At 69.7% G+C, this 21,927-nt stretch carries 22 protein-coding genes and 1 tRNA gene; 12 read left to right on the forward strand and 11 right to left on the reverse strand.

Annotated features, from left to right (window positions below; translation table 11 throughout):
* Positions 1-277: 277 nt before the first annotated feature.
* A complete protein-coding gene (locus AC07AB_RS02560) occupies positions 278-931 on the reverse strand; it encodes a DUF5324 family protein (protein ID WP_478558773.1) in 654 nt (217 codons plus the stop codon).
* 318 nt (positions 932-1,249) lie between these two features.
* On the opposite strand from AC07AB_RS02560, the gene AC07AB_RS02565 reads away from it, so the two are divergent.
* Positions 1,250-1,783, forward strand: coding sequence for a peptidylprolyl isomerase (locus tag AC07AB_RS02565; RefSeq protein WP_478558776.1), 534 nt, complete (start codon positions 1,250-1,252; stop codon positions 1,781-1,783).
* 128 nt (positions 1,784-1,911) lie between these two features.
* Entirely contained in the window at positions 1,912-2,775 is an 864-nt protein-coding gene (locus tag AC07AB_RS02570; RefSeq protein WP_478558779.1) for a rhomboid family intramembrane serine protease, read from the forward strand.
* A gap of 401 nt (positions 2,776-3,176) precedes the next feature.
* Here the strand turns inward: AC07AB_RS02570 and crgA are convergent, their stop codons facing one another.
* Positions 3,177-3,434: a cell division protein CrgA gene (gene crgA / locus AC07AB_RS02575; RefSeq protein WP_478558782.1), complete on the reverse strand. Its 258-nt coding sequence runs from the start codon at positions 3,432-3,434 to the stop codon at positions 3,177-3,179.
* 143 nt (positions 3,435-3,577) lie between these two features.
* On the opposite strand from crgA, the gene AC07AB_RS02580 reads away from it, so the two are divergent.
* The 6 genes from AC07AB_RS02580 to AC07AB_RS02605 all read left to right on the forward strand — a co-directional run bounded on the left by AC07AB_RS02580 (position 3,578) and on the right by AC07AB_RS02605 (position 8,482).
* The gene (locus AC07AB_RS02580) at positions 3,578-4,342 is read left to right on the forward strand and encodes a DUF881 domain-containing protein (protein WP_478558785.1); all 765 of its coding nucleotides are present in this window, start codon (positions 3,578-3,580) and stop codon (positions 4,340-4,342) included.
* Between the two features lie 52 nt (positions 4,343-4,394).
* Positions 4,395-5,117, forward strand: coding sequence for a class E sortase (locus AC07AB_RS02585; RefSeq protein ID WP_478559710.1), 723 nt, complete (start codon positions 4,395-4,397; stop codon positions 5,115-5,117).
* Positions 5,118-5,222: 105 nt separating this feature from the next.
* Entirely contained in the window at positions 5,223-5,402 is a 180-nt protein-coding gene (locus AC07AB_RS02590) for a hypothetical protein (RefSeq protein ID WP_478558788.1), read from the forward strand.
* On the forward strand, positions 5,399-6,037 hold the full coding sequence (locus AC07AB_RS02595; protein WP_478558791.1) for an aminodeoxychorismate/anthranilate synthase component II: 639 nt from the start codon (positions 5,399-5,401) through the stop codon (positions 6,035-6,037). The genes AC07AB_RS02590 and AC07AB_RS02595 overlap by 4 nt, the downstream gene beginning before the upstream one ends.
* On the forward strand, positions 6,034-7,677 hold the full coding sequence (locus AC07AB_RS02600; protein WP_478558794.1) for a class E sortase: 1,644 nt from the start codon (positions 6,034-6,036) through the stop codon (positions 7,675-7,677). The genes AC07AB_RS02595 and AC07AB_RS02600 overlap by 4 nt, the downstream gene beginning before the upstream one ends.
* Positions 7,678-7,771: 94 nt before the next feature.
* Positions 7,772-8,482, forward strand: a complete 711-nt coding sequence (locus AC07AB_RS02605; protein ID WP_478558797.1) for a class E sortase — start codon at positions 7,772-7,774, stop codon at positions 8,480-8,482.
* Between the two features lie 142 nt (positions 8,483-8,624).
* Here the strand turns inward: AC07AB_RS02605 and pknB are convergent, their stop codons facing one another.
* The 6 genes from pknB to AC07AB_RS02635 form a co-directional block, all read right to left on the reverse strand.
* Positions 8,625-10,628: a Stk1 family PASTA domain-containing Ser/Thr kinase gene (pknB, locus tag AC07AB_RS02610; RefSeq protein WP_478558800.1), complete on the reverse strand. Its 2,004-nt coding sequence runs from the start codon at positions 10,626-10,628 to the stop codon at positions 8,625-8,627.
* Between the two features lie 165 nt (positions 10,629-10,793).
* On the reverse strand, positions 10,794-12,260 hold the full coding sequence (locus AC07AB_RS02615; protein ID WP_478558803.1) for a peptidoglycan D,D-transpeptidase FtsI family protein: 1,467 nt from the start codon (positions 12,258-12,260) through the stop codon (positions 10,794-10,796).
* The gene (locus tag AC07AB_RS02620) at positions 12,257-13,678 is read right to left on the reverse strand and encodes an FtsW/RodA/SpoVE family cell cycle protein (protein ID WP_478558806.1); all 1,422 of its coding nucleotides are present in this window, start codon (positions 13,676-13,678) and stop codon (positions 12,257-12,259) included. The genes AC07AB_RS02615 and AC07AB_RS02620 overlap by 4 nt, the downstream gene beginning before the upstream one ends.
* A 22-nt stretch (positions 13,679-13,700) precedes the next feature.
* Positions 13,701-15,257 (reverse strand): PP2C family protein-serine/threonine phosphatase, encoded by a 1,557-nt coding sequence (locus AC07AB_RS02625; RefSeq protein WP_478559713.1) that lies wholly within the window; start codon positions 15,255-15,257, stop codon positions 13,701-13,703.
* 75 nt (positions 15,258-15,332) lie between these two features.
* Positions 15,333-15,869 (reverse strand): FHA domain-containing protein FhaB/FipA, encoded by a 537-nt coding sequence (locus AC07AB_RS02630; protein ID WP_478558809.1) that lies wholly within the window; start codon positions 15,867-15,869, stop codon positions 15,333-15,335.
* 10 nt (positions 15,870-15,879) lie between these two features.
* A complete protein-coding gene (locus AC07AB_RS02635) occupies positions 15,880-16,740 on the reverse strand; it encodes an FhaA domain-containing protein (RefSeq protein ID WP_478558812.1) in 861 nt (286 codons plus the stop codon).
* A gap of 335 nt (positions 16,741-17,075) precedes the next feature.
* On the opposite strand from AC07AB_RS02635, the gene AC07AB_RS02640 reads away from it, so the two are divergent.
* Positions 17,076-17,159, forward strand: a tRNA-Leu gene (locus AC07AB_RS02640).
* Between the two features lie 362 nt (positions 17,160-17,521).
* Positions 17,522-18,346 (forward strand): hypothetical protein, encoded by an 825-nt coding sequence (locus tag AC07AB_RS02645; protein WP_478558814.1) that lies wholly within the window; start codon positions 17,522-17,524, stop codon positions 18,344-18,346.
* Positions 18,347-18,545: 199 nt separating this feature from the next.
* Here the strand turns inward: AC07AB_RS02645 and AC07AB_RS02650 are convergent, their stop codons facing one another.
* Entirely contained in the window at positions 18,546-18,872 is a 327-nt protein-coding gene (locus tag AC07AB_RS02650; protein WP_478558817.1) for a helix-turn-helix transcriptional regulator, read from the reverse strand.
* 175 nt (positions 18,873-19,047) lie between these two features.
* Positions 19,048-19,719, reverse strand: coding sequence for an FMN-dependent NADH-azoreductase (locus tag AC07AB_RS02655; RefSeq protein WP_478558819.1), 672 nt, complete (start codon positions 19,717-19,719; stop codon positions 19,048-19,050).
* Between the two features lie 120 nt (positions 19,720-19,839).
* Here AC07AB_RS02655 and AC07AB_RS02660 point away from each other — a divergent pair, with 120 nt between their 5' ends.
* Positions 19,840-20,199, forward strand: a complete 360-nt coding sequence (locus AC07AB_RS02660; protein ID WP_478558821.1) for a winged helix-turn-helix transcriptional regulator — start codon at positions 19,840-19,842, stop codon at positions 20,197-20,199.
* A 27-nt stretch (positions 20,200-20,226) separates the two neighbouring features.
* Here AC07AB_RS02660 and AC07AB_RS02665 read toward each other — a convergent pair whose 3' ends face one another.
* Entirely contained in the window at positions 20,227-20,661 is a 435-nt protein-coding gene (locus AC07AB_RS02665) for a MarR family winged helix-turn-helix transcriptional regulator (protein ID WP_478558824.1), read from the reverse strand.
* Between the two features lie 91 nt (positions 20,662-20,752).
* On the opposite strand from AC07AB_RS02665, the gene AC07AB_RS02670 reads away from it, so the two are divergent.
* Positions 20,753-21,910, forward strand: a complete 1,158-nt coding sequence (locus tag AC07AB_RS02670; protein WP_478558827.1) for a YhgE/Pip domain-containing protein — start codon at positions 20,753-20,755, stop codon at positions 21,908-21,910.
* Positions 21,911-21,927 lie beyond the last annotated feature (17 nt).

Raw genomic sequence — 21,927 nt, forward strand, 5'->3', positions numbered from 1 at the left:
ATGTGGCCCCCGCAACCAAAATCTCCTTGCTCTCTCCCTGAGCGCGAGAGACAAAATCACTTCCTGTGTCTAGGGCACCCCCCCCCCCCCCTCCCCCTCCCCCCCCCCCCCCCCACAGCGTTCGACGGTGTGTACAGGCCGGTGGGCTCCGGCCCGCGTCGGCCGGCTTCCTGGCTTGAGCCGGTTTTCGGTCTCGGGCCGGCTTCCTGGCTCGGGCCGGCTTTCTGGTCCGCAGTGCGTACGCGCGTACGTGAGCGCGTACGTGCCCGTACGGCCGTCAGCGCTTGTCGTCGCGGTTCGGGGCGTCGGCCTCCGCCTCGGCCTGTTTGGCCTGGACCTCGGGGTCGAGTGAGGCGCCGGCGCTGCCGTCGACCGCGGTGAGCGGCGTGCGGTCGGAGACCTCGGTGGGGGCCGGGGGCTCCACCAGCCAGTCCGGGTTGGCCTGCTTGTCCCACCACTTCCAGACGGCCACCGCGCCGCCCGCCAGTACTCCGAGGACTACCAGCCGCTTCGCGAACTTACCGGTGCGGGCCCGGCGGGTGCGCTTCTTGGTGAGCTTCTCGATCTCGGCGGCCGAGACCTGGCCGCGCAGCGCCGCGAGCGCCGCGCTGCCGCGGGCCACCGCCTCGTCCCGTACGGGCTCGGCGGCGGCGCGGGCCCGCAGTGCCGCCTGGTCGACCTTGGGCGGCAGCGCCTCGCGGGCGTGCTCGAACCGGGGGGCGAGGTGGGCGCGGTACTGCTCGCCCGCGGTGGAGCGGGCCTGGTGTGCGGCGGTCGACACCTTGGGCGCGAGCCGTACGCGCGCCTCGTGCGCAAAGTGTGTGGCGGTGTCCTTGGCCGTTCCGGCGTAGGGCGCCACCACTTCCGCGGCGTGCCGCACGCTGTCCTTGGCCGTGTCGGTCGCGGCTCGCACGCTGTCCTTGCGGGTCACGGTTCCTCCTCCTCGGTGGCGTGTCCGGGGGCTTGGCGTTTGTCCCCAATGAATGCAGTATTTGTCGCCTGTCCCCGCGATTGAAGATCATGCCTGTCCAGCGGCCTGATGGCATGTGCGGGCGGGCATCCGGGGCATAAGGAGCTTCGGCTGACAATGCCACGGTTGGCGGCCGGGCGCGCCCGTTCGGCGACTACTGGCGACAAGTACCGGCGGCGAGAAGGTGTCCGAAGGCGCCCGGAAGCGGCAGTCGGGCGACGTCCACGCGCGTCCGTGCGAGGATCGGTGAACGTCAGTGAAGTCTATGGAAGGTAGATCGTGGCTGAGCAGCTCTACGCCACCCTGAAGACCAACAACGGCGACATCGTGATCCGGCTGCTGCCGGACCACACGCCCAAGACGGTCGCGAACTTCGTCGAGCTCGCCGAGGGGGCTCGCCAGTGGACCAACCCCGAGACCGGCGTGACCTCCACGGACAAGCTGTACGACGGCACCATTTTCCACCGTGTCATCAGCGGATTCATGATCCAGGGCGGTGACCCGCTGGGCAATGGCACCGGCGGCCCGGGTTACAAGTTCGCGGACGAGTTCCACCCCGACCTCTCGTTCAACAAGCCGTACCTGCTGGCCATGGCCAACGCGGGCCCCGGCACCAACGGCTCGCAGTTCTTCCTCACGGTCTCCCCGACCACGTGGCTGACCGGCAAGCACACCATCTTCGGTGAGGTCGTCGACCCGGCGAGCCAGAAGGTCATCGACACCATCGCGGCCGCCGAGACCAACTCGCGCACGGACCGCCCGGTCAACGACGTCGTGATCGAGTCGGTTGTGATCGAGCGCCGCCAGGGCTGAGCCCGTACGGGAACCCAGCGCCCCGCCCGTCCGTAGAGAGGGGCGGGGCCTGTGTACGTACGCGAAGGCCGGGAGCCCGCTGGGGCTCCGACGGCGCTCGGCCGACCGGCAGGGGGCAAGGGGAGATGATGGAGGACCAGGCGGTCTGCTGCTACCGGCACCCGGACCGGGAGACGGGCGTGCGCTGTGTGCGCTGCGAACGGCCCATCTGCCCCGACTGCATGGTCAGCGCCTCGGTCGGCTTCCAGTGCCCCGAGTGCGTGGGCAGCGGCTCGGGCACCGGGCAGGCACCGCGGGCGAACGAACCGCGCACCGTCGCGGGCGGCGCCGTAGCGGCTGACCGGCGCCTGGTCACCAAGATCCTGCTGGGGATCAACCTCGCGGTGTTCATCGCGGTGCTCTCCTTGGGGGACACCCTCGTCGTAGACCTCGAACTGATCGGGAAGGCGTTCGACCCGAGCGTCCCCGGCTGGGTCGGCGTCGCCGACGGCCAGTGGTACCGACTGCTGACCTCGATGTTCCTGCATCAGCAGATCTTCCACATCGGCTTCAACATGCTCTCGCTGTGGTGGCTGGGCCCGCCGCTGGAGGCGGCCCTGGGCCGCGTCCGGTTCCTGGTGCTGTATCTGCTGGCGGGGCTGGGCGGCAGTGCGCTGGCCTATCTGCTGGCAGCCCAGAACCAGGGGACGCTCGGCGCCTCCGGTGCGATCTTCGGGCTGCTGGGCGCCACCGCGGTCCTGATGCGGCGCCTCAACTACGACATGCGGCCGGTCATCGCGCTGCTCGCGCTGAACCTGCTCATCACCTTCACCTGGGCCAACATCTCCTGGCAGGCGCACCTCGGCGGCCTGGCGGTCGGCACGGCGGTGGCGTACGGCATGGTGCACGCGCCCCGCGACAAGCGGGTCCTCGTGCAGCGGGCCACCTGTGGGCTGGTGCTGCTCGTGATCGTCGCCGTGGTGGCGGTGCGGACTGTGCAGCTCAACGGCTGACCCGCCCTGCGGGGAGGGGCTTTCGGCCCCGGTCAGGGGCCTGATCCCCGAGTTGTCCACAGAGAATCACGGATCTTGTGCACGCTGTGGGAACTGCTGTTCGTGTCGGCCCCGATCCGTGTTTGCCCAGGAAGGCGGCGGTGTGATCGTGAGCACGGAGCGCAGCCGCCAGTCACACCGGCGTCAACGCCAGGGAAGTTATCCACAGATCTTCTGAGTTTTTCCCCAGTGTGGATGAAGGTGTGGATAACTCGGCGACAGGCTCAGGGCAGAGCCGCCTCGAAGGGCCGGTTCACGGGCCGTTCAAGGGGCACCTCAAGGACCGCCTCAAGGGTCGTCTCAAGAGCCGCTTCGAAGCGGACCCGAGGGCCCGCGGGACGGGTGGTGCGGCGCCGGCGTGGCTACTTCCACTGCGTGGAGACCACGAACCCCGCGGCGATGAAGCCGAAACCGATCACGATGTTCCAGTTGTGCAGAGCCGAGATCGGCAGATCTCCGCGCGTCACGTAGAAGACGACGATCCATGCCAGGCCGAGGGCGAACATCGCCAGCATCAGCGGGGCGACCCACCGGCGCCCGCTGTTGAGCCTGATGTTCTGCTGCTTAGCCGCCGGCGGCGGGGTGAAGTCGTCCTTCTTGCGGATACGTGACTTCGGCACGAGGAACTCTCCTGTCGATGCGCTGCGTGACCGCGCGGGGATACAAAGCTGTCAGCCGGGACGGGTGGCGGCGGGGGTCGCTGCCGTGCCCCGGCCGTCCGTTAGCGTAGTGCTTCCGCGGCGTCGGAGAGGATAAGGGTACGTTGAGCAATTCTGCCGACTCCACCAGCACCGTACCCCGGCGTTTCCGGCCGGTCCGGCTGCTCACCGCCGGAGTATTCGCGCTCGCCGGCCTCATCTTCTGGATGAGCTTCAATACCGCCCAGGGCACTGACCTGCGCACCGACGATTCCATGCTCCGCCTCTCCGACCTCATCCAGGAGCGCAGCCACAAGAACGCCGGCCTCGACGACAGCGCCGCGGGCGTACGCGACGAGGTCGACGCGCTGGCCCGGCGCGACAACGGCAGCACCAAGGCCGAGGACAAGCGCATCGCCGGCCTGGAGAAGAGCGCCGGCACCAAGCCGCTCAAGGGAGCCGGGCTGAGCGTCACCCTCACCGACGCCCCGCAGGGGGCCACCGCCCGTATCCCCGGCGTCCCGGAGCCGCACCCCAACGACCTGGTCATCCACCAGCAGGACCTCCAGGGCGTCGTCAACGCCCTGTGGCGGGGCGGCGCCAAGGGCATCCGGATCATGGACCAGCGGCTGATCTCCACCAGTGCTGTGCGCTGCGTGGGCAACACCCTCATCCTGCAGGGCCGCGTCTACTCCCCGCCGTACAAGGTGACCGCGGTCGGCGACCGGAACGTACTGCGCAAGGCGCTGGACTCCACGCCCTCGATCCAGAACTACAAGCAGTACGTGAACGCGTACGGGCTCGGCTGGAAAGTCGACCAGCACGATGCGGTGACTCTTCCCGGCTACTCGGGCACAGTGGATCTCCACTACGCGAAGCCCGCGTCGTAGTCGGAGGCGGCGGGCGCCAGGCCCCAGCCGACGACGGGAGCGGCCCGTGAAGGTGAACGCGCGCGTGATCGTCCGGACGTTCAGCGAGCTGTGCGTCACCGTCGGCACCCTGATCGTCCTGTTCGTCGCCTACGTCCTGTACTGGACCGGGGTACGGGCCGACAGCGCCATGAACGGCGAGCTCGACCACCTCCAGGACAAGTGGTCCACCGGCTCCGTCGCGTCCGGCAGCGCGCGGCCGGGGCGGTCCCCGGAGCCCGGCCGGACCGCGGGGGCGCCGAAGCCGCCGCCGCAGACGCCTTATGAAGAGGGCGAGTCGTTCGCGGTCATGTACATCCCCAGGTTCGGGTCCGGCTGGTCCAAGCCCGTCCTGGAGGGCACCGGCACCTCCGTACTGAAGAAGGGGCTCGGCCACTACTCCGGCACCGCGCGCCTCGGGGAGACGGGCAACTTCGCGGTGGCCGGGCACCGCCGTACGTACGGCGACCCGTTCAAGGACTTCCCCGAGCTGCGCCCCGGGGACGCGGTGGTGGTGCGGGACGGGGCGACCTGGTTCACGTACCGCGTCGACCGCAGGCCGTACAAGACGCTGCCCGCCGACACCGCCGTCATCGACCCGGTTCCGCGGAAGTCGGGGTTCAAGGGGCCCGGCCGCTATCTCACCCTCACGACCTGCGAGCCCGAGTGGGGCCACAGCCACCGGCTGATCGCCTGGGCGCACCTCGACGCGACCCAGCCCGTCGAGCGGGGCAAGCCCGCGGCTTTGCCCAGCTGACCCACCCGCCCCAGGCTCGGAGCCTTACCCTGGTGCTGCACCGCGCCGCCGCGACCCGTTGCGGCAGCGGCAATTCCGTCTTAGTCATCGGCAAGTAGGGACAGCATGTACGGCTGGATCTGGCGGCATCTGCCGGGCAACGCGTGGGTGCGGGCGCTGATCTCGCTCGTACTGGTGCTGGCGATCGTCTACGTGCTGTTCCAGTACGTCTTCCCGTGGGCTGAGCCACTGCTTCCGTTCAACGATGTGACGGTCGACAACGGAATGGCGGGGACGGTCCGGTGAGCGCTCGCATCCTGGTCGTGGACAACTACGACAGCTTCGTCTTCAACCTCGTCCAGTACCTCTACCAGCTCGGCGCGGAGTGCGAGGTGGTCCGGAACGACGAGGTCGAACTCGCGCACGCGCAGGACGGCTTCGACGGCGTGCTGCTCTCCCCCGGCCCGGGCACGCCCGAGCACGCCGGCGTCTGCGTCGACATGGTCCGGCACTGCGCGGACAACGGGATTCCGGTCTTCGGCGTGTGCCTGGGCATGCAGTCCATGGCGGTCGCCTACGGCGGTGTCGTCGGGCGCGCCCCCGAGCTGCTGCACGGCAAGACCTCGTCCGTCACCCACGAGGGCGTCGGAGTCTTCCACGGCCTGCCGTCGCCGTTCACCGCCACCCGCTACCACTCGCTGGCGCTCGAACAGGGCACCGTGCCGGACGAGTTGCAGGTCACGGCCTGGACGGACACGGGGATCGTGATGGGGCTCAGACACCGCGACCTGCCGGTGGAGGGTGTGCAGTTCCACCCCGAGTCGGTGCTCACGGAGTGGGGGCACCTGATGCTCGCCAACTGGCTGGTGACGTGCGGCGACGCGGCCGCCGTGGACCGGTCGGAGGGCCTCGCCCCGGTGGTCGGCAAGGTCGGCGCGTGACCGCACTCCGCCCCGAGCGCGAGGGCGCCGCGCAGAGCGCCCAGGAGCCGGTGTCGCCGTACGACCCGTACGAGGACACCGGCGCGTTCGCGGCGGCCGTCGAACTGCTCGACGATCCGCTGAACGACCCGCTGCCGGGGCGGACGGCACCGACGCCGGACCGGGAACCGCAACGGGGATCGGACCGGGAACCGGACCGGGGAGGCGAGGGCGCGCGGGGAGCCGCGCGGGAGCGGGAGGCCCGGCCTCGGCATCAGCGGGCGCAGGAACCCGCACAGCCCCAGGAGCCCGCACAGCCACACGAGTCCGCCCAGGCGCGTCAGCCCGTACGGCCGCAGCCGCATGACGTACGAGCACACGAGCCCGTACGAGCACACGAGCCCCAGCCCCAGCCCCAGCCCCAGCCCCAGCCCCAGCCCCAGCCCCAGCCGGCGCCCCAGCCCCAGCCCGTACGCTCGCAGGTGCCTCCGCCCGGGCAGCGGGCCGCGCAGCCGCTGCCGCCCGAGCGGCCGTCGCAGACCCAGGGCTCGCCCTGGTTCCGCCCCCACGAGCAGCCGGAACCAGCGCCGCCGAGCCCCGTACAGAACCGGGCCCCGCAGCCCCCTCCGCCCCCGCCCCCGCCCCCCGACGGCGGGACCCTGACCCTCGACCTCGGCCCCGATTTCGCCGCGATACCCGGCAACCCGGGCATCAAGGACAAGGGCGAGGAAGGTGAGGTGGACGACAGGACGGTCGCGCTGCGCAGGATCGATCCCGCTACGCCCCTCAGAGCGGCCGGTACGGCCGCGGCGGCCGCGCCGCGGCCCGATGGCCGGGCCGCGCGCCGAAAGGCCGCTCAGGACGCCGCCAGGCGCGGCGGCAGAGGCCGCCGGACGCCTCCCCCCGCCACCGCGCCCGAGAGCGCGGCGGCCGCGCCGCGCACCAGGCTGGAGGCCCGCCGCGCGCAGCGGGCCCGTAAGGACAGCCCCGGTGTGATCGCCAGCCGGCTGCTCGGCGAGGGTTTCATCACGCTCGGCGTGCTGATGCTGCTCTTCGTGACGTACCAGCTGTGGTGGACGAACGTGATAGCCCACCAGCAGGCGGGCGGCGCCGCGAACAGCCTTCAGCACAAGTGGGACAAGGGCGACGGCGAGGACCGGAGCGCGGGGGCGTTCTCGCCCGGCCAGGGGTTCGCGATCATCTACATCCCGAAGCTGGACGTGAAGGCGCCGATCGCGGAGGGCATCAGCAAGCCCAAGGTCCTCGACCACGGCATGGTCGGCCACTACGCCGACGGCGCGCTGAAGACCGCGATGCCCTGGGACAAGAAGGGCAACTTCTCGCTCGCCGGGCACCGCAACACCCATGGCGAGCCGTTCCGTTACATCAATCAGCTCAAGCCGGGTGACAAGATCGTCGTGGAGACGAAGAGCGCGTACTACACGTACGAGATGGCGAGCGCGCTTCCGCAGACCTCGCCGTCCAACACCAGCGTCATCCGCCCGGTGCCGACCGGCTCCGGCTTCACGAAGCCCGGCCGGTACATCACGCTCACGACGTGCACGCCGGAATTCACCAGTACGTATCGAATGATCGTGTGGGGCAAGATGGTCGACGAACGGCCGCGCGGCAAGGGCAAGCCGGACGCGCTCGTCGAGTGAGCCCGGCAGCGGGCAGGCCGTTCGGCGGGCCGGGCGATCCGCCTCCAACGGGGCCGACAGACCAGCGAATCAGTGAACAAGGGGTACGAGCGCGGTGGCACCGACCGATCACGACGAGCCGCGGCGGCCGGCCCGCCGCGGCCGAGGGCGGATCGCCGCCGCCGTCAGCTTCATCGGCGAGCTGCTGATCACGGCGGGCCTGCTGCTGGCCCTGTTCGTCGTCTACTCGCTGTGGTGGACGAACGTGCTCGCCGACCGCGAGGCGTCGCGGCAGGGCCACCACGTCCGCGACAACTGGGCGAAGGGCCCGGGCGCGCTGAACACCAAGGACGGCATCGGCTTCCTGCACGTACCGGCCATGAGGAACGGCGAGGTCCTCGTAAAGAAGGGCACGAATACCGGCACGCTCAATAAGGGGGTCGCCGGGTTCTACACCTCTCCGGTGAAGGCCGCGATGCCCTGGGAGAAGAAGGGCAACTTCACGCTGGCCGCGCACCGCGACGGCCACGGCGCGAAGTTCCACAACATCGACAAGCTCAAGGACGGCGACGCGGTCGTCTTCGAGACGCGCGATGTCTGGTACGTCTACAAGGTCTACTCCGAGCTGCGCGAGACCTCGAAGTACAACGTCGAGGTCATCGACCAGGTCCCCAAGGAATCCGGCGTGAAGAAGCCCGGCCGCTTCCTGACCCTGACGACCTGCACCCCCGTCTACACCTCCGACTACCGCTATATCGTCTGGGCGAAGCTGGAGCGGACGGAGAAGGTCGACGCCCAGCGCACGCCACCGCCGGAGCTTCGGTAGGGGCCTGGCTCCAAGAGCCTGCCGCCCGTACGGCGAAAGGCCCCGGCGCCCTCCACCGAAGTTAGGGGAGGGCGCCGGGGCCTTTCTCAAGCGCCGGCTCTCAGGCGCTTCTCAAGCACCGGCTCTCAGGCGTCGAGCGCGGTCAGTGATGGTGGTGGTGGCCCTTCCCTATGAGGTCGCCGAAGAGCTGCGTGCCGTCCCCGTCGCTGTCCCCGTCGCCCGAGCCGCCGCCCATGGTGGTCAGGGAGACCGACTGGCCCTTGCTGACCTGGGAGCCGGGGAGCGGGTTGGACAGGATGACGGTCGCGTCGTCGTCCTGGGGACCGGAGACGCCGCCGAGGCTCAGCTGCGCGTCGCTGATCTCCTTCTTGGCGTCCTTGAGCTTCTTGCCCGCCAGCGGCGGCATCGAGAACTTCTCGGCCGCCTTGGCGACGGTCAGGGTGACCGTCGAGTTCGGCTGCGCCTGGGTGCTGCCGTCCGGGCTCTGCTTGAGGACGGTGCCCGCGGGCTGGCTCGATTCCTGTTCCTGCTTCTGCGGGGTGAAGCCGACGTCGCTGAGCTGCTTGCTGGCCTCGTCCCAGCTCTTGCCGACCACCGGCGGGACCGTCTTGGTCTGCGGGGCCTGGGCGACGGTCAGGGTGATCGTCGCGCCCTTCTCCGCCTTGGCACCGGAGGACGGGTTCTGTTCGATGACCGAGTTGGGAGTCTTCTCGGACTCCTCCTGCTTCTGCTCGACCTTGAAGCCCTTGTCCTTCAGGGTGGACGTCGCGTCGTCCAGGGAGAGCCCGGTGACCGGCGGTACCGAGACCTTCTCGACGCCCTTGGACATGACGACCTTGACCGTGCCGTCGCGCGCGACCTCGGAACCGGCCGCCGGGGTCTGGGTGCAGACCGTGTTCTTCTTCTGGTCCTCGCAGAACTTCGAGCCGTCCTCGACGACCTTGAAGCTGCCGTTGTCGCCCATCTGCTTGGCCTTCGCGAGCGTCTCGCCCGCGAGCGCCGGAACCGGCACCTTGGCGTCGTTGTGCTTGTTGCCCATGAGGGCCTTGCCGATGAAGATGGCGCCGATGAGCACCAGGATGCCCGCGATGACCAGCAGGATCGTCGAGACGCGGCTCTTCTTGCCGCCACCGCCGCCGCGCCGGCGGTCCGGGCGGTCGTCGTGGCCGCCGTAGCCGCCGTCGTCGTCGCGCATCGGCGGCAGCATGGAGGTCTGGCCGGCGGCCGGGTCCTGGGCGCGGAGCATGGCGGTCGGCTGGTCCTGGCCGTAGCCGACCGAGCCCATGGCCGCGGTGGCGGCGACGGGCTGGCCGTCGAGGGCTGCCTCGATGTCGGCGCGCATCTCGTCGGCCGACTGGTAGCGGTAGGCCGGGTCCTTGGTGAGCGCCTTCAGCACGATCGCGTCCATCTCGGGCGTGATCTCGGGGTCGAAGTTGCTCGGCGGCTGCGGCTCTTCCCGTACGTGCTGGTAGGCGACGGCCACCGGCGAGTCGCCGACGAACGGCGGCCGCACCGTCAGCAGCTCGTACAGCAGGCAGCCCGTGGAGTACAGGTCGCTGCGCGCGTCGACCTGCTCGCCCTTGGCCTGCTCGGGGGAGAGGTACTGGGCGGTGCCGATGACGGCGGCGGTCTGTGTCATGGTCATGCCGGAGTCGCCCATGGCGCGGGCGATGCCGAAGTCCATGACCTTGACCTGCCCGGTGCGCGTCAGCATGACGTTGGCGGGCTTGATGTCGCGGTGGACGATGCCGGCGCGGTGCGAGTACTCCAGGGCCTGGAGGACCCCGATGGTCATCTCCAGGGAGCGCTCGGGCAGCAGTTTGCGGCCGGAGTGCAGGAGCTCGCGCAGGGTCGAACCGTCGACGTACTCCATGACGATGTAGGGGATGGAGACGTTGTCGACATAGTCCTCGCCGGTGTCGTAGACGGCGACGATCGACGGGTGGTTGAGCGAGGCGGCGGACTGTGCCTCTCGGCGGAACCGGGCCTGGAAGGACGGGTCGCGGGCCAGATCCACCCGCAGGGTCTTCACAGCCACGGTGCGGCCGAGCCGGGTGTCATGGGCGAGGTAGACCTCCGCCATGCCACCGCGGCCGAGCACCGAGCCCAGCTCGTACCGGCCGCCGAGGCGACGCGGCTCTTCCATAGATCCAGCCCTCTCCGTCAATCCTGACCGCACCGGTGTGGGGTCCGGCGGTGTGCTGTCCGGGCATACCGTACCCGGCGCGCCTTCGGTGATCCGGGCGCGACCGTCACCCGATATCAGACCGGTACCGCCATTTGCGGCGCTCGGTTGCGGGGGTGACCGGGGTCACTTCGCTGTCTTGAGTACCGCCTCCATGACCGCCTTCGCGACGGGCGCGGCGAGCTTGCCGCCGGCGATGTCGTCGCGCAGCGTGTCGGAGCTCTCGATGACGCACGCGACGGCGACCGGGGAGCCCTTGTCCGTCTTGGCGTACGAGACGAACCAGGCGTACGGGTTGGCCTTGTTGTTCTCGCCGTGCTGGGCGGTACCGGTCTTGCCGCCCACCTTGACGCCGTCGATCTTGCCGGCGGTGCCGGTGCCCTTCTCGACGACGTTTTCCATCATCTCCTGCAGCTTCTGGGCGTTGGAGCTGGAGAGGGGCTGGCTCCTCTCCTTGGGCTCGGTCTGCTCGATGACGTTGAGGTTCGGCGCCCGCAGCTTGTCGACCATGTACGGCTGCATGAGCTTGCCGTTGTTGGCGATCGCCGCGGTGACCATGGCCATCTGGAGCGGGGAGGCCGTGTTGGACGCCTGGCCGATGCCGGCCATGGCGTTCTGCGGCCGGTTGTCCTTGGGGTACTTGGACTCGGCGGCGCGCGTCGGCGTGTCGACCTTGGGGTCGTTGAAGCCGAACTTCTCGGCTTCCTTCATCATCTTCTCGTTGCCCAGGTCGGCGCTGATCTTGCCGAAGACGGTGTTGCAGGACCATTGGAGCGCCACCTTCATCGTGGCGTTCTCACAGGGGATGTTGCCCTCGTTGGGCAGCTTCTGCTTGTTCGTGTCGGGCAGGTAGTACGGCAGCGGCGACTTCGTGGGCTCGTCGATGTCGGTGTAGAGGCCGTTCTCCAGGGCCGCGGACGCGGTGACCAGCTTGAAGGTGGAGCCGGGCGGATAGGTCTCCTGCAGCGCCCGGTTGAGCATCGGCTTGTCGCCCGTGTCCGGCGACAGCTTCTTCCACGCCTCCTCGTCCTCCTTGCCGCTGCCCGCGATCACGGACGGGTCGTACGAGGGGGTGGAGGCCAGCGCGAGGATCTTGCCGGTGCGCGGGTCGAGGGCGGCGACGGCGCCCTTGTTCTTGCCGAGGCCCTTGAACGCGGCCTCCTGCGCCTTGGCGTTGAGGGTGGTGACGACGTCGCCGCCCTTCTTGCCCTTGCCGGTGACCATGTCGATGGTGCGGTTGAAGAAGAGCCGGTCGTCCTCACCGGTGAGGATCTTGTCGTCCAGCTTCTCGATCCCCCGGGCGCCGTAGACCTGCGAGGCGTAGCCCGTGACGGGCGCCCACATCGGGCCGTTCTTGTACGTCCGCTTGTACTTGAAGTCGATGCTGTCGGTCTTCGCGGAGCCGGTGACGCGTTGCCCGTCGACGATGATGTCGCCGCGCGGCTTGCTGTACGTGGCGATCGTGACGCGGCGGTTCTGCTTGTGGTTCTTGAGCTCGTCGGCCTGGACGAACTGCACCCAGTTGTCACGGACCAGCAGCGCGAGGACCAGCAGCCCACAGAAGATCGCGATACGGCGCAGGGGTTTGTTCACGGTCGGACCACCTGGGTCATCTCGGCGTCGGGGGACGGGGCGGGGGCCGGAGCAGGTCGGCGGGCGGTGTCACTGATCTTCATGAGGATGGCGATCAGGGCCCAGTTGGCGATCACGGACGAACCGCCCTGGGCGAGGAACGGCATCGTCATACCGGTCATGGGGATGAGCCCCATGACACCGCCGGCGACGACGAAGACCTGGATGGCGAAGGCGGCGGAGAGGCCGACGGCCAGCAGCTTGCCGAAGGGGTCGCGGGCGGCGAGGGCGGTGCGTACGCCGCGCTCCACGATCAGGCCGTAGATCAGCAGCATCGCCATCGTGCCGGCCAGCCCGAGCTCCTCGCCGACGGTGGCGAAGATGAAGTCGGAGTTGGCGGCGAAGCTGATGAGGTCGGAGTGGCCCTGGCCCCAGCCGGTGCCGAAGACGCCGCCGGAGCCGAAGGCGAAGAGGGACTGGGCGATCTGCTCGGTGCCCTGGCCGGTCTTGAAGACGTCGAAGGGGTGCAGCCAGGCCATCACGCGGACGTGCACATGCGGCTCGAAGGTGCCGATGACCGCGGCGCCGCCGATGGACATCAGCAGGCCGAAGACGATCCAGCTGGTGCGCTCGGTGGCGACGTACAGCATGACGACGAACATGCCGAAGAAGAGCAGCGAGGTGCCCAGGTCGGTCTCGAAGACCAGGATGAGCAGCGACAGCCCCCAGATCACGATGATCGGTCCGAGGTCGCGGCCGCGCGGCAGGTACAGGCCCATGAAGCGCCGGCTGGCCAGGGCGAGGGCGTCGCGCTTGACCATGAGATAGCCCGCGAAGAAGACCGCGAGGATGATCTTCGCGAACTCGCCGGGCTGGATGGAGCCGAGACCGGGGAGCGTGATCCAGATCTTCGCGCCGTTCTTGCCGGGGAAGAAGATCGGGGCGACCAGCAGGATCAGCGCGACCACCATGGAGATGTAGGTGTAGCGCTGGAGGATCCGGTGGTCCTTGAGGAAGATCAGGACGGCCACGAACAGGGCGATGGCGATGGCCGAGAAGAGCAGCTGGTTGGGGGCCGACGGCTGGAAGGTGAACCCCTGGGCCTTGGCGGTGCGCGCGAGCCGCTGGGACTGGTCGAGCCGCCAGATCAGTACGAGGCCGAGCCCGTTGAGCAGGGTGGCCAGCGGCAGCAGCAGCGGGTCGGCGTACGGGGCGAACTTGCGGACCACGACGTGGCCGACGCCCGCGAGCAGGCCGAGCCCGACTCCGTAACCGAGCATGCCGGAGGGCATCTCGTTGCTGAGCGCGAGGCCGACGTTGGCGTAGGCGAAGCACGGGATGACGACGGCGAAGACCAGCAGGGCCAGTTCGGTGTTGCGCCTGCTGGGCGGTCCGACCGTGCTGATGGTGGTGGTCGCGGTGGTGGTGGCGCTGCTCATCGGTGGTTGGCCCCCTATGCCTTTACTGCTGGCTGCTGCACTGTGGGACCAACTTCTGCTCTTCCTCGCTCAGGGTGGGACCGGGACTGGGTGACGTGGCGTCGAGATGGGTGCTGTGCGGGTCCGTCCCGTGCAGCGGCTTGGAGCCGGGGGCCCCGCCCTGGCCGGCCTTTTCCTTGTCTGTCTTGTCCGCCTTGTCTGACTTTTCCTTGTCGGACTTCTGCTTCTGCTTCTTCGCCTCGGCCTCGGCCTTCTTGCGCTCGTCGAGCTTCTTGCAGGCGCCGGCGAGGGTGCCGAGGTCCTTGGCCTTCTGCACGGCCTGGTCGCGGTCGGCGACCGTGATGGTGTCCTGGACGCGGCTGCGCTGGTCGACGGGAAGGTACTTGAGTTCGATCTCGGGGTGGTCCTGGTAGACCTTGTTGAGCTTGAGCCAGGCGAGGTCCTGGCTGATGCCCTGGTAGACGGCGAGGTGCTCGTCCTTGGCGCCCACGTAGTACTGGGACTGGGTCCAGCGGTAGCCGCCGTAGAGGCCGCCGCCGACGATGCCGAGCACCACCAGGGTGATCAGCGACCGCTTGAGCCACTTCCGGCCGGCGGAGGGTTTGATGTAGTCGTCGGCGTAGTCGCCGTAGGCGCCGTCGGACGACTGCTCGGCGGACGGGTCGCCGCTGCCGGGCGGGCCGAAGCCGCCGGCCGACTGGGGCGGTACGGCCCGGTTGGCGCGCCCGAGCTCGGCCGCGCGGCCGGCGGGGGTCTGCATGGCGGCGCCGCCGTCGCCCATCTGGAGCTGGTTCTCGGCGACCGCGCCCACGATGACGGGGGTGTCGTTGAACTGGCTCGCGTGCGCCTCGCCGCCGTCGACGTCGAGGACGTCGGCGACGATGCAGGTGATGTTGTCGGGACCGCCGCCGCGCAGGGCCAGCTCGATGAGCATCTGCACGGTCTCGTGCGGGCCCTGGTAGCTGGCGAGGGTCTCTTCGATGGTCTGGTGGCTGACGACGCCGCAGAGGCCGTCGGAGCAGATGAGGTAGCGGTCCCCGGCCCGTACCTCCCTGATGGACAGGTCGGGCTCGACGTGGTCGCCGCTGCCCAGCGCGCGCATCAGCAGGGAGCGCTGCGGGTGGGTGGTGGCCTCTTCCTCGGTGATGCGGCCCTCGTCGACGAGGCGCTGCACCCAGGTGTGGTCCTGGGTGATCTGGGTGAGGATGCCGTCGCGCAGCAGGTACGCGCGCGAGTCGCCGACGTGTACGAGGCCGAGGCGCTGGCCGGTCCACAGGAGGGCGGTGAGCGTGGTGCCCATGCCTTCGAGCTGGGGGTCCTCCTCGACCATGACGCGCAGCTGGTCGTTGGCGCGCTGCACGGCGGTGGCGAGCGAGGTGAGGATGTCGGAACCCGGGACGTCGTCGTCGAGCGAGACGAGGGTGGAGATCACCTCGGAGCTCGCGACCTCGCCGGCCGCCTGGCCGCCCATGCCGTCGGCGACGGCGAGCAGGCGGGGGCCGGCGTAACCGGAGTCCTCGTTGCCCTCCCGGATCATTCCCTTGTGCGACCCGGCGGCGAAACGCAGTGACAGACTCATGCGCACCTCGCCCGTCGGCTCCGGGAACAGCCCCTTTGCTGCCACGCTGCCCACCCTCCGGTCGTCATGGTCCTACTACTTCCGCAGCTCGATGACGGTTTTGCCGATACGGATCGGCGCGCCGAGCGGGATCGGGGTCGGGGTGGTCAATCGGGTCCGGTCCAGGTACGTGCCGTTGGTGGAGCCGAGGTCCTCGACGATCCACTTGCCGTCCCGGTCCGGATAGATCCTGGCATGCCTGCTGGAGGCGTAGTCGTCGTCGAGGACGATCGTGGAGTCGTGGGCGCGGCCCAGCGAGATGGTCTGGCCCTGGAGCGCGACGGTGGTGCCGGCCAGGGTCCCTTCGGAGACGACGAGCTTGCTGGGGGCACCACGGCCGCCCCCCTTGGCCCGTCGGCCGCCGGACTGCTGGCGCTGCTGCGGCGGCGTGGCGGCGGCTTGCGCCGCGGCCCCTCGCTGCGGCGGCCGTTCCTGGCCGCCGCGGCGCGAACCGCGCTGGGTCACCCGCGTGCCGAACAAATCGCTGCGAATGACCTGTACGGCCACGATGACGAACAGCCACAGTACGGCGAGGAAACCCAACCGCATGACCGTGAGGGTCAGCTCTGACATTGCCCCCGCTTCACCCTTCGGCTTGCCGGTAAACGATGGTGGTACTGCCCACGACGATCCGCGAGCCGTCGCGGAGCGTAGCGCGGGTGGTGTGCTGCCCGTCCACCACGATGCCGTTTGTGGACCCCAGGTCCTGAATTGTCGCGGGGGTGCCGACCCGGATCTCGCAGTGCCTGCGGGAGACGCCCGGGTCGTCGATACGTACGTCCGCCTCGGTGCTGCGGCCCAGTACGAGGGTGGGCCGGGAGATCTGGTGGCGGGTGCCGTTGATCTCGATCCAGCGGCGGGTCTGCGCGCTCGGCAGGGGGCCACCGGTGCCGGGTGCGCCCGTACGGGGCACGGGGCGGGCGGCTCCGGGGGGCGGTGCCGAGGGCATGGGGGGCGGACCGGCGGGCTGCGCGGGGTATCCGCCGCCAGGGCCCGGGCCGGGTCCGGAACGCGGGGCCGTGGAGCGCTCCGCGTGGTGGTTGTTGTCGGTCGACGGCTGCTGGCTCTCGCTGGAGGCGAGGGTGCGGCTGCGGACGCGGTAGAGGCCGGTGTCGAGATCGTCGGCCTTCTCCAGGTGCACCTTGATGGTGCCCATGAAGGTGTAGCGCTGCTGCTTGGCGTAGTCGCGCACCATCCCGGAGAGCTCGTCGCCGAGCTGGCCGGAGTACGGGCTCAGCCGGTCGAAGTCCGGGGTGCTGAGCTCGACGATGAAGTCGTTGGGTACGACGGTGCGGTCGCGGTTCCAGATGGTGGCGTTGTTGTCGCACTCACGCTGAAGCGCGCCCGCGATCTCGACGGGCTGCACCTCGGACTTGAATACTTTGGCGAAGGTGCCGTTCACGAGACCTTCGAGACGCTGCTCGAAGCGCTTCATAACTCCCACCGGGCACCTCCTTCCTCGGTGTCGTGCCGAGTGTCGTCCTGATACTGCTTACTGATCGTATCCACGCGTCGTGGAAACGGCTGGTTCCCCTTTGGAGCCAGGAGTGACGAGTGTCGCGTTCCGGGGGCGTCTCCGCGAGGTTCCACTACGGATCGTAGAGGCGGTCCCAAGTCAGTGTCCCGCAACCGGGGTGGTCGCCGACGGGGTGGGCGCTCGACAAGGGGTGTGAACCCACCCCCACCGGCGTGCTAATCTTCTGGATGTCGGAAGGCGCTCGCACCAGACCCGAACAGGCCAGTTCGGAAGCTGTGGGAGAGTCGGAGGACAGCACCCATGCGCGGGTGGCGGAATAGGCAGACGCGCTGGATTCAGGTTCCAGTGCCCGAAAGGGCGTGGGGGTTCAACTCCCCCCTCGCGCACGTATCAGTGAGACGGGTCTCACCGGTGACGAAAGTCGCCGGTGGGGCCCGTTTCTCGTTGTCCGGGGGCAGGCGGTGGCGCCGCTGACCCGCCGCGGCGGGGGCGGGGGCGCTCGCGACCGTATCGCTTTCATTGTTGGCGGGAATCTTTCTCTCCTGCGGGGGCTTGGCCGGATCGCCGCACGTCGGCGGGGCCGCGATGGGAGCATCGTGCTGTAGTCGCACTGAGGCGCTGCGTGCCGAGGCGCCACGTCGCGTTGGGTGTGCGGTTGGGGCGCCGCTGATTCGGACTTCGCCGATTCGGGTGCGTGGAGAGCCTCGTCGTCTGTGACCGGAGTACCGGAGTGGGGGACGATGTGGCGTTGGGCCAGGCGTCTTGGCTGACTGAGTGGGCCCTGCCCGCCGCGGTGTGCGCGGGGGTGGCGTGGGTGGGTCTGGTCTACCGCTTCCGGGAGGACGGGCGCCTGCTCGGTACGGTCCGGTCGGCGGCGTTGGCGGTCTCCGTCGTGTTGTGGACCTCCGGAGTGGCGGCGCTGGCCAGCGGTTTTCTGCTGCCGCACGCGTCGAGCGTGCCACCGATCGCGGTGGGCGCGGTGGCCGGTTCCGGGGTGGTCCCCAGGGGCCGGGGGGAGCAGACGAGCGGGCGCGCCCTGATGGCCGTACTGACGCTGGGCGACTCGCTGCTGCTCGCCAGCCTCGCGCGCCGGCTGCAGGAGGACCGGGCCGAGTGGTGCGACCGCCTGGTCGGCGGCTTCCACGACTGGTGGGACATCGACGTCTTCTCCGAAGAGGTCAAGCGGCATCTGTTGATGCGGGTCGATGTGCCCGGGCGTACGAGCCGGAGCCGCAGCAGCATCCGGCGCGAGATCACCGACCGCTACAAGGACGTGCAGACGGCGGCGCAGAAGTGGGCCAAGGCCGAGACGGACATCGGCAAGTCCTGTCTTCAGCAGTGCCGGCCGCGCACCCGCGAGGAGGACCGGCGCGCGAAGCGGGCGTTCGGGGAGGCGGAGCAGTACTGCCGGCACCTGCTGGAACTCGCGCACATGCACGGGAAGCGCAGCAGCGACAGAAAGATCGCCGAACTCAGGGCGCAGCATCTGCCGCTGCGGCGCCCGGCGGCCGCCCCCGGCATCCCGGCGCCCCGCAGACGGAGCCTGGCCGGTCTGCTGTGGCACCGTCGCTAGACCAGCGCGCGGGAGACTCGAACGGATGCCTACGGCCGTGTGGCCACGCGCCTCGGGTCGCCCGTACGGGTGTGGGACCGCTGTCCTGGGCTCGTACGGGCGGTCCGGGGGAGCTCGCGGCGCGTTGCGGCCGCAGGGGGCGTGAGCTGGAGTTTGAGCGAATCCGTACGGCCGCGCCGGTGCGGTCAGCGGCAGGCGGTCAGCGGTAGGTCGGCGCGAAGTGCCGTGCCGAATCGGCCTCGGCGGTCTCCGGGGGATCGGCCGCGGAAGGATCGCCGAACGATATCTCCACGCGGGCATCGAGAGACTCCGCGACCGCGGCCAGTGACCGCAGCGTGAGGTTCTCGTCGCCGGACAGGATCTGACTGACCCGTCCGGGGGATACTCCCAGGCAGTCGGCCAGGTCCTTGCGGGTCATGCCGCGCTCCGCGAGCAGTCCGGCAAGGGACGCTGTCGCTTGTCTTGCCAGCCGGGCACCCGCCAACTCCGCGGTACGACCGTGCTCGGCACTGTTTCGCCAGGCCATGGCGTACCCCCAAGAGGCTAGGTGGACTCTGGCGTCCTTACCTCTAGAAGGATGCCACCTTTAGGCATGGCTAAAAGCTTAGTTTCAGCTAAAGATTGAGCCATCGTCACCGAACACCGTCTGCCACCCCGGGCTGACCAGCGGCTACGGGGTGACCGACGGTTTTCGGTCAATCTCAACTCTGCGACAGCGCAGCGGAGTCGGCGTGGCGGGCGGCGAGCTCCTTGCCCTTCGCGGCGGCGGCTTCGAGGGCCGCGGCGCGGGAGGCCTCTGCGAGCGGTACGAGTTCGGCCATCGCCGGGTTGACGGCGGCCATGGTCAGCTCCGGGACGATGAAGTCGACCTCGGCGCCGAGCAGCACGGTGAACACCTTCTCCAGGTAGTTCTGCACGAAGTCGAAGCCCTCGCGCGGGGTTCCGGGGCCGTACGCGCCGCCGCGGCTGGTGACGACGGTGACCGGGGTGCCCGCGACGGACGGCTCCTGGCCGGCGGTGCGGCCCATGATGATCACCTGGTCCAGCCAGGTCTTGAGCGTGGAGGGGATCGAGAGGTTGTACATGGGCGCGCCTATGAGGACCGCGTCGGCGGCTTCGAGTTCGTCGGCGAGCTCCGCGCGCAGGGCCGCGGCGGCCTGCTGGGCGGGGGTCTGCGCGGCCGGGTCGCCGAAGCGGGCGGACGCGGCGATGGCGTCGAAGTGCGGCAGCGGGTCGGCGTCGAGGTCGCGGTAGACGACGGTGCCCTCGGGGTGCTGGGCCAGCCAGGCGTCACGGAAGGCGGCGGTGACGGCGCGGGAAGCCGAGGACTCGGCGGGGAAGACGGACGAGTCGAGGTGCAGCAGTGTGGCCATGGTGGCTCCAGAGTGGACGTCGATGATGGCGGCGCTTACGTGGCTTTACGTACGTAGCTATTGTTAGCACAGCAGCTTACTTTTTTATAGTTCCACACGGGAAAGCAGTACCCTGGCCGTATGGCGGACCACGATGAGCAGGGGTGCAAGAGCGTCGACGCGGGGATGACGCGCGTCTTCGAGCTGTTCGGCAAGCGCTGGACGGGGTTGATCGTGGCCACGCTGATGCCGGGGGCGGTGCACTTCGCCGAGTTGCGGCGGGCGATCCCGGGGATCAGCGAGCGCATGCTGTCGGACCGGCTCACGCAGCTGGCCGGGGCCGGTCTGGTGTTGCGGGAGGTCGATGCGGGTCCGCCGCTGCGCGTCGCCTACCGGCTGACCGCCGCGGGCGAGGCGATGGAGCCCGCGCTCAAGGAGCTGGGGCGGTGGGCGGAGCAGTACCTGGCCGATGGGGGCGGGTGTCCGGGGGGACCGCGGTAGCGCCGTGCGGGCGCTCCGGTCCGCCGCTCACTCCATGGCCTCCTGTGCGGCGTTGTAGCGCAGCAGGTAGGAGGCGAAGCGGTCGAGATCGTCCTCGTCCCAGTCGGCCAGGCGCTCATGGAAGGCGACGCGGCGGCTGGCGGTGACGTTGCCGAGCATCTCGGCGCCGGCCGCGGTGAGATGCAGCACCTGGACGCGGTGGTCGTCCGGGTCGACGCGGCGCTCGACGAAGCCGAGCCGCTCCAGCGCCGAGACCTGGCGGCTGACCGTGGACTTGTCGAGCAGATAGTGCGCGGCGAGGTCGGTCGCGCGGCATCCTCGCCGGTCCTCCAGGTGGGCCAGGAGCGTGAAGGAGACGAGCGAGAGCTCGGGGTGCATCCGGGCGGCCGTGGCGCGGGCCCGGCGGGCGAACGCGGTCATCTCGCGCTGGATCGTCTCGACGGAGTCGTCTCGATGGGACACGGTGCTGCCTTTCCGTTCAACTGGTTGTATAGTACAACCTGAAGTGAGAGTTGTAGAAGCCAACCATCAGAGAAGTCCGAGAAGGCCGCCCATGAGTTCCGCCCACCGTGCCGATCCGGCCGGTCCTGCCCGCCGTTCCGGCGACGCCGCCGCCCTGCGCCACGTCCTCACCCACCTGATCACCCCGCTGCTGATGTGCGTGGGGATGGGATTCGCCTATCTGGGCGCCTTCGCGCATCCGCAACCGCACCAGCTGCCCGTGGCGGTCGTCGGTTCCGGGCCGAGCGCCCAGGTGCTGGCGCAGACGATCAACGACAAGTCGGGCGGCGACCTCACGGTCCGTACGGTCGCCGACCGGGGCGAGGCGGAGCGGCAGCTCAAGGGGCAGGACGTCTTCGGCGCGTATGTCGCGGGCGCGGCGCCGGAGCTGCTGGTCGCCACGGCCGGGTCGGACACCACCGCCTCCGTCGTGGAGAAGGTTTTCACACCCATCGCCGCAGGCCAGGGCGAGCCGCTCAAGGTCACGGACGTCGTGCCGTCGGCTCCCGGCGACCCGACCGGGCAGGGCGTCTTCTTCCTGCTCGTCGCGGTCAGCATCGGCTCGTACGCCTCGGTCGCCGTGATCGGCGGGGCGGGCGCCGCGCTGCCGATGCGGCTGCGGGCGCTGCTGGCGGCCGGCATGTCGCTCGTGGTCAGCGTCATCGGCGCGCTGTTCGCGGGCCCGGTCTTCCACCTCGTCGACCGCGGGCTGTGGGGGGTGTGGGGCATGGCCTGGCTCTACTCGGCGGGGATCCTGCTCATCGGCACCGGCCTGCACGTCTTCCTCAAGCGGTGGACCACGCTCGGGGTGATGGCGCTGTTCGTGATGCTCAACTTCACCAGCTCCGGCGGGGTGTTCCGGCCCGAGCTGCAGAACGGGTTCTTCGCCGCGCTGCACTCCTTCTGGAACGGCGCCGGCTTCGTGGAGGGCACGCGCGGCCTCGTCTACTTCGACGGCGCCGGGCTGGGCGGTCACGTGTGGACGCTGGCGCTGTGGTTCGTCGCCGCGCTGGCGGTGCTCGGCGCGGCCGGGTCGGTCGAGTCCCGGCGCGCCGGGCGGGCCGCGGCCTCCGCCGCGCCTGCCGCCGCCGGGTCCGGTTCCCCGGCGGGACCGGCCGAGGAGCCGCTGGAGCGGGTACGGGACGGAGCCGAGGGGGCGCGGGAGCATCGGGAGCAGGAAGAGGAAATGGAGGAGGCGGTCGGGGTCTGACCGTTGTCGGTGGGGAG

The sequence above is a fragment of the Streptomyces sp. NPDC044033 genome, assembly GCF_056434425.1.